Source organism: Streptomyces sp. NPDC059668 (genome assembly GCF_042734135.1).
Taxonomy (GTDB): domain Bacteria; phylum Actinomycetota; class Actinomycetes; order Streptomycetales; family Streptomycetaceae; genus Streptomyces.
This window is the reverse complement of record NZ_JBHWEL010000005.1, coordinates 168,765-185,274: the sequence shown is the minus strand read 5'-3', so window position 1 is coordinate 185,274 and position 16,510 is coordinate 168,765. Positions and strand designations below refer to the sequence as shown.

Below are 16,510 nucleotides of genomic sequence, written 5' to 3'. Positions count from 1 at the left end.
GTCTCCGTGGCGGTGCGGGGAGCGGCGGGTCAGGAGTTGTCGAGCGGCAGCCCCGGCGGGTTGACCCGGGAGGTGTCGACGGCCTCGTTGGAGAGGTTCCACGCGGCGAGCCACTTGGCGTACTGACCGTTCTTGATCAGGTGGTTGATGGCGTCGGCGACCGGCGCGGCCAGCCCGCTGTCCTTCTTCGCGGTGGCGGCGATCAGCCCCTGGAGCGTCGTGCCGGCCCCGGAGAACGTGCCCGCGTTGCGGGTCGGTTCGGGAGACTTCGCCGTCTGGGTGATGTGGTACGCGATACCGGGGTTGGGCCCGAAGGAGGCGTCGATCTTCCCGCTGGACAGCGCGAGGGCCGTGGCGTTGTTGTCCTGGTAGTACTTGACGGTGAGCTTGCTGCCCTCCTTCGCCAGCTTCGCCTTCCACTCCAGCAGGATCTTCTCCTGGTTGGTCCCGGCGCTCACCGCGACGGTCCGGCCGGCCAGGTTCCGGTAGTCCCCGCCGAAGTTCCAGGTGCTCTTCTTGCGCACCTCGAAGGCGAGGTTGTCCTGCCGGTAGGAGGCGAACTCGTACTTCTTCTTGCGTTCCTCGGTGTCGGTGACGTTCGAGAAGGCGATGTCGACCTTGCCGCTGTCGATGCCGACGAAAAGGTTCTCCCAGGTCGAGTTCTTGACCTCCGGCTTCAGACCGAGGACCGCGGCGACCAGCCGGCCGAGGTCGGGTTCGGCGCCGGTGAGGGTCTTCTGGTCCTGCCCCACGTACGCCAGCGGGGGGAATCCGGCGGGCAGCGCACCGACTCCGATGACCAGCTTTCCGCTCCTGGCCACCGACTTGGGCAGTTCGGCGCTGATGGACTTGACCTCGGGCACCTTGAGGTCGGTCCGCTGTGCGGCGCCGTTGGACAGCGCGCCCAGGGTGACGGTGCCGGGAGCCGCGTCGCCGGTCGTGGTGGCGGCGTCGCTCTCGCCCCCGCACGCGGCGAGCCCGGTGGCGAGGGCGGCGACGGCGACGGACATGGTCAGGCCGCGGAGGAATCCGGCACGGAGGGTGCGACTACGGGTACGGGTGCGCATGGTCGTCCTTGTCAGGTGTGCGGTGAGGGCGTGGTGCGGAGGGGCGGGTGAGCGGGGCCCGGGGGCGGGATCAGAGCACCTTGCTCAGGAAGTCCCTGGTCCGCTCGTGGGCCGGGTGGTCCAGTACCTGGTCGGGCGGCCCCTGTTCGACGATCCGGCCGGCGTCCATGAAGACCACCCGGTCGGCGACCTCGCGGGCGAAGCCGATCTCGTGGGTGACGATGAGCAGGGTGGTGCCGCTGGTGGCCAGGTCCTTGATGACGGCGAGGACCTCACCGACCAGTTCGGGGTCGAGGGCGGAGGTGGGTTCGTCGAAGAGGATGACCCCGGGCCGCAGCGCGAGGGCGCGGGCGATGGCCACCCTCTGCTGCTGGCCGCCCGACAACTGCCGTGGAAAGGCGGCGGTTCTGTCGGCGAGCCCGACCCGGCCCAGCAGGGTGCGCGCCAGTTCCCGCGCTTCGGGCCTGCTCAGCCGGCCGGTGGCGACGGGCGCGGCCGCCACGTTGTCGAGCACCGTCAGGTGCGGGAACAGGTTGAAGTTCTGGAAGACGAAGCCGATCCGGCTGCGCTGGGCGAGGATGGCCCGCTCGCTCAGTTCCTTGAGCCGCCCGCCGTGCCGTCGTACGCCGATCGGCTCTCCGTTGAGGCTGACATGGCCGATCTCGGGCTTCTCCAGGTGGTTGATCACCCTGAGGAGCGTGGACTTGCCGGAGCCGGACGGTCCGAGAACGACGGTGACCTCACCGGGCCGGACGGTCAACTCCACCCCGTCCAGGACGCGTTGGGCCCCGTACCACTTGTGCACGTCATGGACCTCGACCGCCGCGGGCCGGACGTCGGACTTCTGCGTCACCTCGGCGGTCACAGGGCCGCCTCCTTCCGGACACGGTCCCGCAGGTCACGCAGACCGGTGCGGAGCTTCTGCACCGGGGTGGGCGGGAGGGTGCGCAGCGCGCCCCGCGAGTAGTACCGCTCGACGTAGAACTGGACGACCGACACGACGCTCGTGAGGATCAGGTACCAGACGGTGGCGACCAGCAGCAGCGGAACGATGTCGCCTGGGTAGGTGCTGCCCATGCTCTGCACCGAGCCGAACAGGTCGAGCAGGGAGACGTAGAAGACCAGCGAGGTGCCCTTGATCAGGCCGATCAACTGGTTGACGTAGTTGGGGGTGATGGAGCGCAGGGCCTGCGGGAACACGATCCTCGTGAACTGGTAGCCCTTCGGCAGACCGAGCGCGGAGGCCGCCTCGTGCTGGCCCTGGTCGACGGAGAGGATGCCTCCGCGTACCACTTCGGCCGCGTACGCCGCTTCGTTGAGGCTCAGTCCGACGACCGCGACGACCATGTCGGTGGCGAGCCGGGACTCGTCGAACGTGAGGAAGGCGGGGCCGAACGGCACGCCGAGGCTCAGCGTCCGGTAGAGCGCGGAGAAGTTGTAGAGGAAGAGCAGGACGACGATCAGCGGCACCGACCGGAACAACCAGATGTAGACCCAGCTCACGGCGCGCAGCACCGGACTCCGGGAGAGCCGTGCGAGTGCCAGCAGGATGCCGCCGAGCAGTCCCGACACGGCGCTGTAGAGGGTCACTTCGAGGGTGATGAGCAGGCCGTCGAGGATCGTGGGACGCAGGAACCAGTACTGGAACCTGTCCCACTGGAAGAACGGGTTGGTGGCCAGGCCGTGGACGACCTGGGCGACCACGACCAGCACGATCGCCGAGACGATCCAGCGGCCGGGCCGGCGCAGCGGCAGCACCCGCTGCGCCGCGTACGGCCTCGGTTCGGCCACGGGAGCGGGAGGTGGTTCCGCCGTGCCCAACGGCACGGCGGAGCCGAGGGATTCACTCATGGAGGGCTCCAGGCGGCTCGGACTCCCCCGGCGCGGCCCGTACGACGAGACGACGGGCACGCGCACGGGGGAACGAACCCGATGCGGGGACGAGAAGGGGGAGACCACCGGAACTCCGCCGGTTCGACGGCGGCACACGGTGGGCCGGAGATCACGGACCCCGGGATCGGACACCAGGGATCAGGGACCGGGGGTGCGGGGACCGGGAGTTCGGCGACCGGGGTTCAGCGACCGGCGGTCAGCGAGGGGGGTACGTCAGCCCTGACAGAGACAGCGGGCGCCGGGAGCGGGACAACACCGTGCCGTACGGGCGCTGCCGCCGTCGGCGAGGTACCCCGCGGGGCGACGGTTCATGAGCACGCGGTCGCGGCCGTGGGACCGCGAGGCGGTCTTCCCCTGGGCTGCGTACATCGCGGTCACCGTCACCGTTCCGGCCCGTGGGGCCTTGTGTCGACCGGAGTTGTTCCGGTCCGATGCGGCGTAAGTTAGGCACGGCCCCGAACGGATGTCAACGCTCGGCAGCCCGGATGACCACGTGGTGAGACCGCGAGGGCGCCTTCTTGACGAGCCCACGGAGCGGACCGAGACTGACGGGGACGGTCACGATTGTCAGCGCCCTTCGCACGGTTCCTTCCGTGCGGAGCGGTTGATCGGCCCCGGCCCGCTGACAGGCAACCCTTCCACCGCGACGGGGTGCCCCGGGTGACGACCGGGTCCCGCCGGAGCGGCGGGGCAAGCGTGGTCTCGCCTCTCGCGAGCCCCGGACACGGGAGCGACGGGAATGACCGGAACGGGCACGAGCGGTCTGACCAGGCGCCTGCACATCGATCTGCTGCGGGTCTCCAGCGCCTACTAGTCCACTCTCCGGACGGTACGTCAGCGCAGTCACTCCGTTTCCGCCGCTGCCGCCCCCGGGTGGCGGGGCTTCGCCGTCCCCTGGAGAGTCATGCTCGAGACAGTCTCGCTCAGTCCGACCGCCGTCACCTCCCACCACTGCGCCTCGGCCTCGCCCGCCGCGGGGGCGCTTGTCTCCGCGACCCCCCGGGGTGCGGCCCCCTCGCGTGGACACCGCATCCGCAGTCGCATCGGTGTCGGTCCGGCCGGCGGCTTCTATCCCGCACCGCACCGCTATCAGCTGTACCTCTCCGAGGGCTGTCCGCGCTCGCTGCGCATCTCGATCACCCTCGGCCTGCTGGGGCTGCGCGACTCGGTCACCAGCACGCTGCTGACGGGCCCCTCCGGGACGCCGGACGCCTGCGCCGCGCTGCGGGCAGCGTACGAGGCCACCTGGCACCACTACGACGGTCCGCTCACCGCGCCGGCGCTGTGCGACCGCTGGAGCGGGCGTGTCGTCAGCAATCACACCCCCGACATCCTGCGCGACCTCGGCGAACTTCCGGGCTGCCGCGACGGCAACGGACTCCCCCGGCTCCACCCGCCGTCCCTCGCCGCGGACATCGACACCCTCCGCGTCTTCCTGGACCGGAACCTCGCTCCGGCCGCCGGGTCCACGGCGCGGTCCGCCGCGCTCGACGCGCTGGACCGGCAACTCGGTTCGCGCACGCATGCGTTGAGCGACGAGTTGACGGCCGGCGACGTCGACCTGTGGGTGGCCCTCACCCATCTCGGCGCGGAGGACGCCCTCTTCCCGTACGGCCGTCTGCGGGACTACGTCGGACGGTTGGGCGCCCATCCGGCCTTCCACGAGGCGGTGCACCGAATCTGACGGGCCGTCGCCTCCCGGACGACCTGCTCCGCAGCCGCCCGGGGCCGCGGCGACCGGCCCGCGGCCGGGCGGAGGCCGTTCGCCGCCGCCCGGTGATCCGGCGGCTCAGCCCTTGACGCGGGTGAAGACCAGTGTGCTGACGACGGTGGCCAGGCCGCGGAGCATGCCCATCTGGTTCCAGCCCATGTCGAACTGGTCGCGGTCCACGGTGAACTCCGCGGCGAGGGTGACGTCTTCGGCGCTCGCCGCGGTGACCCGGGCGACGACGGGCTGCGGCTTGGTGATGCCGCGCACGGTCAGCCGGCCGGTGACCTCGACGGTGTCGTCCTGAGCGACCACGGCGTTGTCCACCGCGAAGGTGATCGTGGGGTGCCGTTCCGCGTCGAAGAGGTCCGCCGAGCGGAGGTGCTTGTCCCGCTTGCCGTTCTTGGTGTCGAGGGACGCCACATCCAGGGTGACGGTGCCGCGGGCGGTCCCGTCGGCCTGCACCTCGCCCTCCCCGGCGACCGTGGCGAAGACGCCCTTCACCGTGACCAGACCCCACATCGTCTTGTGCCGGAGGGAGACGCTGGTGCGGGCGGGGTCGAGCTGCCACAGGCCGGTTTCGACGGCGACGGTCATGAGAGTTCTCCAGACGGTAAACGGTGAGGGGTGAGGCACGGGCCGTGGGACAACCATGAGTCATCCAAATTTGGACGATCACAGGCTAGCCCGTTCTTCAAATTTGGACAACCGGTAGACTGTGACACCATGGCCGACTTCCTCGCCCCCGCTGACCTGCCCGAACACGAGTCGGGCTGCGACGACGGCCTGCTGCCGACCGAACTGCGGTCGTGGATGCGGCTGCTGGCGGCGGCCGGAGCGATCGAGCAGCAGTTGCGCGCTCGCGTCAAGGACGCCCTCGGCGTCTCGCACGACGAGTTCCTGGTCCTGTGCCTGCTGGCCGACCAGCCCGGCTCCAGTCTGCGCATGACACAGATCGCCGAGCTGCTGGGCCGGCCCAAGACGCGGCTGACCTATCAGGTGGCCTGTCTGCAGCACGCGGGGCTGATCACGCGGCGCTCGGCGTGCGGGGACAAGCGGGGTATCGAGGTGGCGCTCACGGACAAGGCGCGCACCCTGCTGCGCGAGTCCTCGCGGCCGCTGGCCGACGCCGTCTCACAGGCCATCGCCCGAACGGCCTGCGCGCAGCGGTACGAGCAGCTGCACGACCTGCTGCCGCCCGCCGAGGCCCCCGGCGACGGGTCGTGAGGCGGGGCGGCGCGGGAGGACCGTGAGCGGGGCGGCCCCGAAGGCCGACTGAGGGGCCGCCCCGCGAAGACCTCGCAGGTCAGAAGCCGGGGAAGACGCGTCGCAGGTCGTCCAGTGTGAGGGCGTCGCCCTTCAGGTCCACCCCGGCCGGGGTGTGGGCGGGGGCGTGACGGCCGGTGACGAGCCGCAGCCACCACTCGGCCGGAGCGCTCAGTACGGCGTCGGGTTCGGCGGGCTCGTCGACCAGCGCGACCGAGTCACCCAGGTCGAGCCCGAACGAACGCACGGGAGAAACCGTCCGCACCGCGACACGGGCGTGGCGCCCGCCGAGGGCGTCGGCCTTCCCGAGAAACCCGATGAGCAGGCCGGCCTGGGCGAGCAGCGGCTCGGTCGCCACCGGCAGCAGCACCGCCGTGGGATCGAAGGCCACCTCGACGTCCCAGGTGTGGTGGGTGAACTCGCTGAGCCGCAGACCCGCGACCGTCGCGACGTCCACGGGCGCCGGCAGGAAGCCGAGCTGCACACGGAGTTCCTGCCGGGTCCGCGCGTCCAGCTCCTCGTAACGGCGCACGAGCCGCTCGTCGGCGGTCACGAAGCCCTCGGCGCGCTCGGAGGGGGACATCGCGTCCCAGCGCGCCCACACCGACTTGTTGAAGTCGCCGTCCCTGGGTCCGGTGCCGTTCAGCGCGCCCTCCAGCGAGGCGTGGCCTATCTCCGCCCCGCTGCCCAGGTGGCTGAGGACCTGGGACACGTCCCACTCCGACGCGCCCGAACGCCGGGTCAGGTCGGCGGTGGCGAGCCCGTGCACCACGGAGGTCAGGTAGTCGTGTCCGCCGCGCAGGGCGGCGATGGTCTGGTCGGCACGGTCGGTCATGTCTCGACTCCGGGGAGGGGTGGGTTGGTGCGGGAACCGTACCCAGGACGGTCGCGGTATCAAAGACGTGGGGGTGAACGGACGTCGACCGATCCCGGGGCGACCGATCCCGGGTCGGCCGATCCCGGGTCGGCCGATCCCGGGGCGGCCATTGCCGGGGTGGCCGTCCGCGCGCCGTCCAGCCGGGCGGCTGCCGCTCCCACGTGACCGACGGCGACGGGCGGGGCGCGCGGGGCTCCGCCGCTCGCCCCCTCACACCTCGCCCCGCGCCCCGCGCCCCTTGCGCTCGTCGCAGCCGCAGCCACACCCGCACCCGTGCCCGGCGAGTCGCTGAACACGCTGCCCCCGCGCCGAGCATCCTGGCCCTGCGGGCGCCCCCACCGGGTCCCGTCCCTCCTCCCCTCGCCGCCCCCGACCCACGGAGGACCATGGCCGCCGACGGCACGCCCGCTCCCGACCACGCCCCGGCCCCGGCCGGCGCGACCACGCTCCTGCGACGCCCCCGGCTGTGGCTGCTGCCGACCGTGCTGAGCGGGCTGCTCGCGCTGCTGCTGGCCCTCCTCTACATGGGCGGCATCGTCAATCCGAACGGGGCCCTGCGGGACCTGCCCATCGGCATCGTCGACACCGACCAGGGCTCGCCCCTGCCCGGGCAGACGACGAACCTGGGAGCACAGCTCACCCGCGCGGTCGTCGCCGACACCTCCGGCAAAGCCCGCTGGCAACGGCTCACGCCCGCGCAGCTCCAGGACGGACTCACCTCCGGCAAGATCTTCGGAGCCTTGGTCGTCCCCGCCGACTTCACGGCCTCCGTCACCGCGCTCACCACGTCGGACGCGACGACCCGGCCGACCCTGACGGTGCTTACCAACCCGGGCCTGGGCAGTCTCGGCTCCTCACTGGCGAGCCGGATCGCCCAGCAGACCGCCCAGCAGGCCTCGTCGACGGTCGGCAAGCAGCTCACGGCCTCCCCCGCCGCCGCGCGGACCGACTCCACGACCCGTCTGCTGCTGGCCGACCCGGTGACGGTCATCACCCGGGTCGGCCACCCCGTCGGTGAGCACAGCGGTCTGGGTCTGACCGCGTTCTACTACACACTGCTGCTGGTCCTGGCCGGGTTCCTGGGCGCGAACGTCATCAACAACGGCGTGGACACCGCGCTCGGTTACGCCGACAACGAGATCGGTCCCTGGCACACCCGCCGCCCCACCGTGCCCGTCAGCCGTACCCAGACGCTGCTGCTGAAGATGGGCATGACCGCCGGTGTCTCCGTCCTGACCACCACGCTGGTGATGGTCGCCACCATCGCGATCCTCGGCATGGACGCCTCCCATCTGCCGCTGCTGTGGATCTACTCCTACTGCGCGAGCGTCGCGGTCGGCCTGGGCGTCCAGGCCATCAACGCGGCCTTCGGCGGGATCGGCCAGCTGGTGTCCATGTTCGTGTTCATCGTGCTCGGTCTGCCCTCCTCCGGATCGACCGTCCCGCTGGAGGCCGTCCCGGGCTTCTACCGCTTCTTGAGCGTCTTCGAACCGATGCGCCAGCTCAGCGGTGGTGTCCGCGCCATCCTCTACTTCGACGCGCGCGCCGACGCCGGTCTCGCCCGCGCCTGGCTCATGATCGCGATCGGCACGGGCGTCGCCCTGCTCTTCGGCCTGGCGATGACCCGCTACTACGACCGCAAGGGGCTGCACCGCCTGACCCCGCAGCCGGCCTGAGCGGGCCCGCGGGGGCGGACCACGGCCAGAGCCGGACAGGCCCGCCACGGGCCACCAGGACGACGAGCGCTGTGTTCAGGTGCGTACGTCGCCAAGAGGCTGCGCCCCCTGGACCCCCGCATCGCCCGAAGGGCTCGTCCCTACGCGCCGGACGGGCTGGGAACGCGGGCCCGCGCTGGAGACAGAGGCGCGATCCGGGGATGAGGGCACGAGCTGACGGCTCCGGCCGAGGGCATGTCGTTCAACCCCTCCGGCGTTCAACCCCTCCGGCGTTCGGGGACGAGGCCGTCCGGGCCGAAAGCGGCGGGCCCCAGGCGGCAGCCCCCAGGCGGCGGACGCCGGGGCCGGTCGTCCCGGCCCCCGGCACCCGCCCCTCTCATCGGCGGCCGCGCGACGTGCCCCCGCTGCCCGCCTCGCGACCCGGTACGGGGGCGAGCAGGAGGTTGGGGTCCGTGCCCGTCGTGTACGCGGCGCTGAGGACGTAGAGGGTGCCGTGGCGCAGCGCGACCGAGGTCGGGTTCTGCAGTCCGTCCGCGGCGGTGAGGACGGTCGAGGAGGTGCCGTCGCGCCGGATGCGTACGACCTTGCCGGGGCCGTCGAGCGCCGCCAGGATCTCGTCGCCGCGGCCGGTGAAGGCGAAGTCGTCGATACCGGCCAGACCCGTCGCCGTGGTGCGGACCGGTCCTGGCCGGCCCCCGGGTCCGAACGGAATGCGCAGGACGGTGCCGCGGTCGAGGTTGGTGGCCCACAGCGCGCCGCGGTGGATCTTCAGGCCGTTGACGCCGAGGAAGCCGGTCGCGGTGAGCTCGGGAGCGGCGGACCAGGTGGCGGGGTCACCGCCCGCGGTCGGCACGGTGAGGATCTCCCCCCGTACGGAGTCGGCGACATAGAGCCTGTGGTGGTGCTCGTCCAGGACCAGTCCGTTGGGCAGGCCGTCGGCGGGGAGTGCCGCGACGCGGCGCGGGGTGCCGCCCGGACGCAGCCGCCACACGCCGGTCAGGTCCGGGGTCCCGCTCGCGTACAGGAAGTACAGCGTGCCGTCGTGGGCCCGGACGATGCCCGTGGTCAGGGCGAAGCCGAGCGCCGGGGTGTGGACGCCGCCGTCGGCCGGTGCCGGCAGGGTGGCCAGGACCCGGATCGCGCCGGTCGGGCCGACGGCGGCGACCTGGCGGGCGGCCGCGAAGGTGACGTCGGCCGTGCCGTCGGGCTCCAGGGCGATGTTCTCCGGCATCTGCCCCCGGGCCAGGTCGAAGTGGGCGGCGATACGGGGTGCCGCGACCGGCCCCGTCCCGGCCGGGCCCGTCGCGGCCGAGGCGGAGAACTCCGTGCCGGCCGTGACCGCGGTCGTCACGGCGAGGGCGACGGCACAGGCGAGTACGGCGAGTTTGTTTCTCATGTCCTTCTGCTTCCTTCACAACGGTTTTCGGGCGCACGGCATCGCGTGCGCGGTACGGGTGGACAGGGACGGAAGGTGGACGTGCCCGCGCTGCCGGGCGCCGGGAGCTGCGGACGCCCGGGTTCCCGGAAGGGGGAAGGCGCGATCTACGCCGTGGTGTGCTCCGGGGACCGGACCGGTCGCGTGCCGTGCCGGCCGGTCCCGGCGCTGTGCACGAGGAGTGTCATGGCGGCACGTGACGGCGAGTCCGCCTCGGTGGTCGCGACGACGACGCTCAGGCCGTCCTCGGCGTGCAGCGTCTGCTGGACGACCTGCATGGCGCCCACCAGCGGATGCCGCATGCCGTAGCCGATCGCCTCACCGCTCTTGACCCGGTGGTCCGCCCACATGGAGGCGAACTCCGGGCTGCCGAGCGTCAGTTCACCGACGAGCGAGGCGAGCGCCGGGTCGTCGGGGAACCGGCCGGACGCCAGCCGCAGCGCGCCGACCACGGCTCTGGCCTTGGCCGACCAGTCCACGTAGAGATCGCGGGTGTGGTCGTCGAGGAACACCAGGCGCGCCATGTTCGGCCGCTCCCCCGGCCGGTCCGGTCCCTCCGGGTCGAGGTGGCCGGCGTACAGCGCGTGACCGGCGCGGTTCCAGGCCAGGACGTCGCTGCGCCGCCCCAGCACCACGACGGGTACGTCGTCCAGCGCGGCCGTCAGTTGTGCGAGGGCCGGTGACACCCGTTCCGGCGCGGCCCGGCGCGTGCGGGTCCGGCGCCGGGCGCCGGCGGCCAGTTCGAGCAGGTGCCGGCGTTCGGTCTCGCCCAGCCGCAGCGCCTGGGCGATCGCCTCCAGGACCTCCGGGGAGGCGTTGGACTGTCCCTGCTCCAGCCGTGCGTAGTACGACTGGCTGACACCCGCCAGCAGGGCAAGTTCCTCGCGCCGCAGACCGGGCACCCGGCGCTGATCGCCGTAGGTCACCAGGTCGACGTCCTCGGGCCGCACCTGGGAGCGGCGCGCCCGCAGGAACTCACCGAGCTGTCGTTTTCCGTCCATGCCCCGAGTATTGGACGCCCCCGCCCCGGTGGACCACACCCTGTCCGGGATACCCGGGCGGACCGGAACCGGAGCCGGTGAGGCGTGGCCCCCGCGTCGGCGACGGCGTCGACGTGCGGTCGTCGCGTCCCGGTGTCCGCGCCGGCGCCGTGCACGTGCCCAGGATGGCAGCATGACCCGCGTCGCCGCGTTCTCCGCGCCCGCTCTCTGGAGGTCCGTCCGATGACCGAGCTTCCGCTCGCCGGCATCACCGTCGTCAGTGTCGAGCAGGCGGTGGCGGCGCCCTTCGCGACCCGTCAACTGGCCGACCTCGGTGCTCGGGTGATCAAGGTGGAACGCCCGGGAGAGGGGGACTTCGCCCGCCGGTACGACACCACCGTGCACGGCGAGTCCAGTTATTTCGTCTGGCTCAACCGCTCCAAGGAGTCACTGACCCTGGACCTGAAGGCGGCCCAGGGACGGGCCGTCCTGGAGCAACTGCTCGCCGGCGCCGACGTGTTCGTACAGAACCTCGCACCCGGCTCGGCCGCCCGGCTCGGCCTCGACGCCGCGTCGCTGCAAGGGCGGCACCCGTCACTGATCCCGTGCACCGTGACGGGTTACGGCTCCGACGGGCCGTGGGCGGACCGCAAGGCGTACGACCTGCTCGTCCAGTGCCAGACGGGCCTGGTCTCGCTGACGGGGAACGAACACGGTGCCGCCCGGGCCGGGGTGTCGGTCGCCGACATCGCCGCGGGCATGTACGCCTACTCGGGCGTCCTCACCGCCCTGTTCACCCGTGCCACCCAGGGAGTCGCCCGCGCCGTGGAGGTCTCCCTCTTCGAGGCGCTGGCCGAGTGGATGGGCCAGCCCGCCCTGTACACCCGGCACGGTGGCACCCAGCCGCCGCGCATCGGCACCCGGCACGCCACCATCGCCCCCTACGGCGCGTTCCCGGCGGCCGACGGCAAGGACGTGCTCCTCTCCATCCAGAACGAGCGCGAGTGGGCCTCGCTGTGCGAGCGGTTCCTGGAGCGTCCGGACCTCGTCGACGACCCGCGTTTCGCGACCGGTCCGGACCGGGTGGCCCACCGTGACGCGCTCGACGCGATCGTGGCCGAGCGGTTCCGCGCACTGGACAGCCGGGAGGTGCGCGAGCTGCTGGACGCGGCGGGCATCGCCAACGCCGGCGTCAACACCGTCGAGGAGTTCCTCGCCCACCCGGTTCTCCGGGAACGGGGCCGCTGGCGCGACGTGCCGGTGCCCGGTGCCGTGGTGCCCGCGCTCCTGCCGCCCGTGGACCTCGCCGGAGTCGATCCCCGTATGGAGGCCGTGCCCGCCCTCGGCGAGCACACCGAGGAGATCCTTGCCTCGCTGGGGCTGAGCGCGGCCGACATCGCCGCCCTGCGGGCCGACGGCGTCGTCTGAACCACCGGAGGGACACCGGGAACAGGGGGACACCGGGGACACCGGGGAGGTCCCCCCGCCCGACAGCCCCGTCGTCACCGAGGCGGCACGGGGGGCGCTACGAGGGAATCCCCACCGACCGCGCTCGGCGATCCGGCGTCGTCGCCGCCCCGCAGGTCCCCGCCCCGCCGGTCGCCGCCACGCAGGTCACCGTGGAGGTCCTTCGGGCGCCGTGGAACGCGTCGGGCGCGGTCGGCACCCCGACCACCCGTACCGCCCCGCCGGGCGACCCGTCGACGGTCAGGCGACGCCCGCCGCGTCCAGCAGCAGGGTCACGGTCGTCGTGGTCAGGCCGTCGTCCAGGGTCTCGATACGGGACCCGGCGCGGGCGCTCGCTCCGTCGAAGACCAGCATCAACTGCCGGGCGAGGAACGCCGCGTCACGCGCGCCCCCCAGCTCGGCCTCGGCGCGGAACATCTCCTGGAGGCGCCCCTTGGCCGTGCCGGCGACCACGCTCGCCGGGTGCTCGGGGTCCTTCAGTTCGACCAGCGCGGCCAGGAAGGGGCAGCCGCGGTACTCGGGGCGCCTGGACAGGTACTCCATCCGCTCGAAGACGCGCAGGATCCGCTCACGGGGCGTCCCGTCGGCCGCCGAGGCGGGCGAGAGCTGCTCCTCGTGGAGGGGGATCCGGCGTTCGAGACTCGCCGCCAGGACCTCGTCCTTGCCGGCGAAGAGCTGGTACATCGACCGCTTCGAGACACCGGCCGTCTTGCAGAGCGCCTCGATGCCCACGGAGACGCCCTCGCTGTAGAAGAGGTCGGCCGCGGCGTCCAGCAGCCGGTCCCTCGTGGACGCCTTGTCTGTAGTGGCCATACGGGAAGGTTACCGCGCGGGAACACACCGGGGAAACCGATCGGTCTACCGGGGGCGAGTGGGCGTCGTCACATGCGCCGGGGCACCCGTGACAGATGGCTGAGCAAGCGCTTGGATAGTGACGTACGCAGAGTGCGCCCGCCCTCGCCCGCACCGCACTGGAGGCCCCGTTGCTGTTCACGTCCGTCGACGATGTCTCCGCGCGCCTCGCCGAGACCGGCTATCTGGCGTCGCCCGCGGTCGCCACCACCGTCTTCCTGGCCGACCGCCTCGGCAAACCCCTGCTGGTGGAGGGGCCCGCCGGCGTCGGCAAGACGGAACTCGCCAAGGCCGTCGCCCAGGTGGCCGGCGCCCGGTTGATCCGGTTGCAGTGCTACGAGGGGGTCGACGAGTCCCGGGCGCTGTACGAGTGGAACCACGCCAAGCAGCTGCTGCGCATCAGCGCGGGCCGGGACGAGACGTGGGACGAGGCCCGCACGGACATCTTCAGTGAGGAATTCCTGCTGCCCAGGCCGCTGTTGACCGCCATCCGCGGCGACGGCGCGAAGGTGCTGCTGATCGACGAGACCGACAAGGCCGACGTCGAGGTGGAGGGCCTGCTCCTCGAGGTGCTCAGCGACTTCCAGGTCACCGTCCCCGAGTTGGGCACCATCACCGCGACCAGCCGGCCCTTCGTGGTGCTCACCTCGAACGCGAGCCGTGAGCTGTCCGAGGCGCTGCGCCGCCGCTGCCTCTTCCTCCACATCGGCTTCCCGGAGGAGGAGTTGGAGCGCCGGATCGTACGGCTGAAGGTGCCCGGCCTGGACGAGGCACTGACGCGGTCGGTGGTCCGGGTGGTCGGCGCGCTGCGCGCGATGGATCTGCGGAAGGTCCCGTCGGTCGCCGAGACCATCGACTGGGCGCGCACCCTGCTCGCGCTCGGCGCCGGCACGCTCGACGAGTCCGTCGTGCGCGACACCCTCGGCGTGCTCCTCAAGCACCAGGACGACGTGCTCAAGGCGGCCGCCAAGCTCGATCTGGACGCCATGTGAACGCGCCGGCCGGGGTGACGCGCCGGCTGACGGAACTCGTCGGCGCGCTGCGCTCGCACGGCGTACGGATCGGTACCGGCGAGACGGTGGACGCCGCCCACGCGATGGAGGTGCTCGGCCTCACGGACCGGGAACGGCTGCGCGAGGGTCTCGCCGCCGCGCTGCTCCACAGCACGGCGCAGCGCCGGGTCTTCGATCCGGCCTTCGATCTGTACTTTCCGCGGGTCGCCGGGGTGCCGGGGACCGGCGCGGAGGGCGCCGGCGCGCCCGCCGCCGACCGGGAGGACCTGCGGGACCGGCTCGCGGCCGCGCTCGCCGCCGGCGACGACGCGCTGCTGGCCCGGCTGGCGGTGGAGGCGGTGGACGGCTTCGGCGGATACGGCTCCTCGCCGGGCTCGGACGGCTGGTCCTCGTACCAGACGCTCGACCGGCTGCGGCCGCAGACCCTGCTGGCGCGCGCCCGTGACGACGTCCGGGCACGGACCGGCGCCGCGGGGTTCACCGACCGGCTGCTGGAGGACGAGATCCGGCGGCGCATCGAAGCCTTCCGCGCCCTGGTCGCCACCGAGGCGCGGCGCCGGGTCGCCGAGCGGCGCGGCAGGGACGAGATCGCCCGGCGGGCGGTGGCCTCGACGGTCGACCGGGTGGACTTCCTGTTCGCGGGCCGGGACCGGCTCGCTGAGCTGCGCGCGGTCGTTCAGCCGCTCGCGCGCAAGCTGGCCACCCGGCTCGCCGCCCGCCGCCGTCGTGCCGCCCGGGGCTCCATCGACCTGCGGCGGACGCTGCGCGCCTCGTTGTCGACGGGTGGGGTGCCGATGCGGCCCGTGCTGCGCCGGCGGCGGCCCGTCCGGCCCGAACTGGTGCTGCTGTGCGACGTGTCGGGGTCGGTGTCGGGCTTCTCGGACTTCACGATGCTGCTGGTGCAGGCGCTGCACGACCAGTTCAGCAAGGTCCGGGTGTTCGCCTTCGTCAACCGGATCGACGAGGTGACCGGGCTGCTGGTGCACGGCGCGGCCGACCCGGAGGGGCTGGGTGCCCGGATCCGGGCGGAGGCCACGCTCACGGGCTGGCACGGCAGCAGTGACTACGGCGTCGCCCTCGGCGAGTTCACCGAGCGGTACGCCGACGCGGTGGGGTCGCGCTCGACCGTGTTCGTCCTCGGTGACGCCCGTACGAACATGGGTGACCCGAACCTCCCGGCCGTACGGCACCTGTGCGAACGGGCCCGGCGCGTCTACTGGTTGAACCCCGAGCAGCGGTCCCAGTGGGGCACGGGCGACTCCGCCGCCCCCGAGTACGCCGGACTCGTCGAGATGCACGAGTGCCGCAACGCCCGGCAGCTCGGCGACCTGATCGGCCGCCTGCTGCCGGTCTGAGCGGCGGTCCGGGGCGTGTCCGCCCGGTCAGGCCTGCAGCTGCGGGTACATCGCGGCGACGTCCGCGGAGAGCTGGGCCTTGACCTGCCGGGTGAGGTCGTCGGCGAGGACCTCGAAGGCGCCGGACGCGATGCCGTCGAGGGCCTGCGCCGCGACGGCGTCGGGCGACGACTTCGGTGCGTCGACGTGCGCGGCCATGTCCGTGTCGACATAGCCGACGTGGAGTCCGGTGACCTCGATGCCGCGCGGCTTCAGGTCCAGGCGCAGGGAGTTGGTCTGGGACCAGAAGGCGGCCTTGGAGGCGCTGTAGGAGCCCAGGAGGCCGATCCAGGACAGCACCGAGTGGACGTTGAGGATGTGGCCGCCGCCGTTGCGCTCGATGACCGGGACGAACGCGCGGGTGACGAGGAGCGGCCCGTAGAAGTTCGTCTCGAACTCGCGGCGGACGTCCTCGACGGGGGACTCCAGGAAGTTCGCGTTCACGGAGGCGCCGGCGTTGTTGATCAGGAGGGTGACGTCCTGCGCCTGCTCGGCGGCCGCGGCGACGGACGCGGGGTCGGTCACCTCCAGGGCCAGCGGCACCGCGTCGGGGTGGGTGACGGTCCGCGGGTCGCGTGCGGTGGCGTACACCTTCTTGGCGCCGCGCTCGTACAGGCCCTGGACGAGCGCACGGCCGATGCCCCGGCTGCCGCCGGTGACCAGGGCGACCGAACCTTCGATGGATGTCATGGGAACTCCCGAAAATGAGAAACCGATCGGTTTACCTAACCGGGCCAGAGTAAACCGATCGGTTTCCATGGGCAAGCCGGACACGGCCACGCGGTCTTCCGCCGCGGAAGCGGCGACGGGGGGGGGGGGGGCGCCCCCCCCCCCCCGTCCGGGGGGGGGGGGGGGGGGGGCCGGGGGGGGGGGGGGGGGGGC

At 72.5% G+C, this 16,510-nt stretch carries 16 protein-coding genes and 1 riboswitch; of the genes, 7 read left to right on the top strand and 9 right to left on the bottom strand.

Going from position 1 to position 16,510, the window contains the following annotated elements; genetic code table 11:
• Positions 1-29 precede the first annotated feature (29 nt).
• From ACFV2J_RS06635 to ACFV2J_RS06625, 3 genes are all read right to left on the bottom strand, one after another.
• A complete protein-coding gene (locus ACFV2J_RS06635) occupies positions 30-1,067 on the bottom strand; it encodes an ABC transporter substrate-binding protein (RefSeq protein ID WP_385084807.1) in 1,038 nt (345 codons plus the stop codon).
• A gap of 70 nt (positions 1,068-1,137) precedes the next feature.
• Entirely contained in the window at positions 1,138-1,932 is a 795-nt protein-coding gene (locus ACFV2J_RS06630; RefSeq protein WP_385084809.1) for an amino acid ABC transporter ATP-binding protein, read from the bottom strand.
• Positions 1,929-2,918: an amino acid ABC transporter permease gene (locus ACFV2J_RS06625; protein WP_385437549.1), complete on the bottom strand. Its 990-nt coding sequence runs from the start codon at positions 2,916-2,918 to the stop codon at positions 1,929-1,931. The genes ACFV2J_RS06630 and ACFV2J_RS06625 overlap by 4 nt, the downstream gene beginning before the upstream one ends.
• A gap of 598 nt (positions 2,919-3,516) precedes the next feature.
• Positions 3,517-3,663: riboswitch (SAM riboswitch) on the top strand.
• Between the two features lie 36 nt (positions 3,664-3,699).
• Here ACFV2J_RS06625 and ACFV2J_RS06620 point away from each other — a divergent pair.
• Both ACFV2J_RS06620 and ACFV2J_RS06615 read left to right on the top strand, forming a co-directional pair.
• Positions 3,700-3,774, top strand: coding sequence for a putative leader peptide (locus ACFV2J_RS06620; protein ID WP_385097309.1), 75 nt, complete (start codon positions 3,700-3,702; stop codon positions 3,772-3,774).
• A gap of 90 nt (positions 3,775-3,864) precedes the next feature.
• The gene (locus ACFV2J_RS06615) at positions 3,865-4,644 is read left to right on the top strand and encodes a cell envelope biogenesis protein OmpA (protein WP_385097306.1); all 780 of its coding nucleotides are present in this window, start codon (positions 3,865-3,867) and stop codon (positions 4,642-4,644) included.
• 105 nt (positions 4,645-4,749) lie between these two features.
• On the opposite strand, the gene ACFV2J_RS06610 is transcribed toward ACFV2J_RS06615, so the two are convergent.
• Complete coding sequence (locus ACFV2J_RS06610) at positions 4,750-5,265, bottom strand: YceI family protein (RefSeq protein WP_385097304.1); 516 nt, start codon at positions 5,263-5,265, stop codon at positions 4,750-4,752.
• Between the two features lie 129 nt (positions 5,266-5,394).
• Here ACFV2J_RS06610 and ACFV2J_RS06605 point away from each other — a divergent pair, with 129 nt between their 5' ends.
• Positions 5,395-5,895 (top strand): MarR family winged helix-turn-helix transcriptional regulator, encoded by a 501-nt coding sequence (locus ACFV2J_RS06605; protein WP_385097301.1) that lies wholly within the window; start codon positions 5,395-5,397, stop codon positions 5,893-5,895.
• A gap of 79 nt (positions 5,896-5,974) precedes the next feature.
• Here ACFV2J_RS06605 and ACFV2J_RS06600 read toward each other — a convergent pair whose 3' ends face one another.
• Positions 5,975-6,769 (bottom strand): maleylpyruvate isomerase N-terminal domain-containing protein, encoded by a 795-nt coding sequence (locus tag ACFV2J_RS06600; RefSeq protein ID WP_385437546.1) that lies wholly within the window; start codon positions 6,767-6,769, stop codon positions 5,975-5,977.
• 428 nt (positions 6,770-7,197) lie between these two features.
• Between ACFV2J_RS06600 and ACFV2J_RS06595 the strand changes: the two genes are divergently transcribed.
• The gene (locus ACFV2J_RS06595; protein ID WP_385096755.1) at positions 7,198-8,487 is read left to right on the top strand and encodes a YhgE/Pip domain-containing protein; all 1,290 of its coding nucleotides are present in this window, start codon (positions 7,198-7,200) and stop codon (positions 8,485-8,487) included.
• Between the two features lie 376 nt (positions 8,488-8,863).
• Here the strand turns inward: ACFV2J_RS06595 and ACFV2J_RS06590 are convergent, their stop codons facing one another.
• Positions 8,864-9,883, bottom strand: a complete 1,020-nt coding sequence (locus ACFV2J_RS06590; protein WP_385096758.1) for a hypothetical protein — start codon at positions 9,881-9,883, stop codon at positions 8,864-8,866.
• Between the two features lie 146 nt (positions 9,884-10,029).
• A complete protein-coding gene (locus tag ACFV2J_RS06585) occupies positions 10,030-10,923 on the bottom strand; it encodes a helix-turn-helix domain-containing protein (protein ID WP_385437543.1) in 894 nt (297 codons plus the stop codon).
• Between the two features lie 222 nt (positions 10,924-11,145).
• Between ACFV2J_RS06585 and ACFV2J_RS06580 the strand changes: the two genes are divergently transcribed.
• On the top strand, positions 11,146-12,330 hold the full coding sequence (locus ACFV2J_RS06580; RefSeq protein WP_385094675.1) for a CaiB/BaiF CoA transferase family protein: 1,185 nt from the start codon (positions 11,146-11,148) through the stop codon (positions 12,328-12,330).
• A 279-nt stretch (positions 12,331-12,609) separates the two neighbouring features.
• Here ACFV2J_RS06580 and ACFV2J_RS06575 read toward each other — a convergent pair whose 3' ends face one another.
• Positions 12,610-13,182 carry a TetR/AcrR family transcriptional regulator gene (locus ACFV2J_RS06575; RefSeq protein WP_385094672.1) on the bottom strand — a complete coding sequence of 191 codons (573 nt, stop codon included), beginning with the start codon at positions 13,180-13,182 and terminating at the stop codon, positions 12,610-12,612.
• Positions 13,183-13,355: 173 nt separating this feature from the next.
• Here ACFV2J_RS06575 and ACFV2J_RS06570 point away from each other — a divergent pair, with 173 nt between their 5' ends.
• On the top strand, positions 13,356-14,213 hold the full coding sequence (locus ACFV2J_RS06570) for an AAA family ATPase (protein ID WP_385094677.1): 858 nt from the start codon (positions 13,356-13,358) through the stop codon (positions 14,211-14,213).
• Positions 14,210-15,589, top strand: coding sequence for a VWA domain-containing protein (locus tag ACFV2J_RS06565; RefSeq protein ID WP_385094669.1), 1,380 nt, complete (start codon positions 14,210-14,212; stop codon positions 15,587-15,589). Before ACFV2J_RS06570 ends, ACFV2J_RS06565 begins: the two co-directional genes overlap by 4 nt.
• 27 nt (positions 15,590-15,616) lie before the next feature.
• Here the strand turns inward: ACFV2J_RS06565 and ACFV2J_RS06560 are convergent, their stop codons facing one another.
• Entirely contained in the window at positions 15,617-16,318 is a 702-nt protein-coding gene (locus ACFV2J_RS06560) for an SDR family oxidoreductase (protein ID WP_385094666.1), read from the bottom strand.
• Positions 16,319-16,510 lie beyond the last annotated feature (192 nt).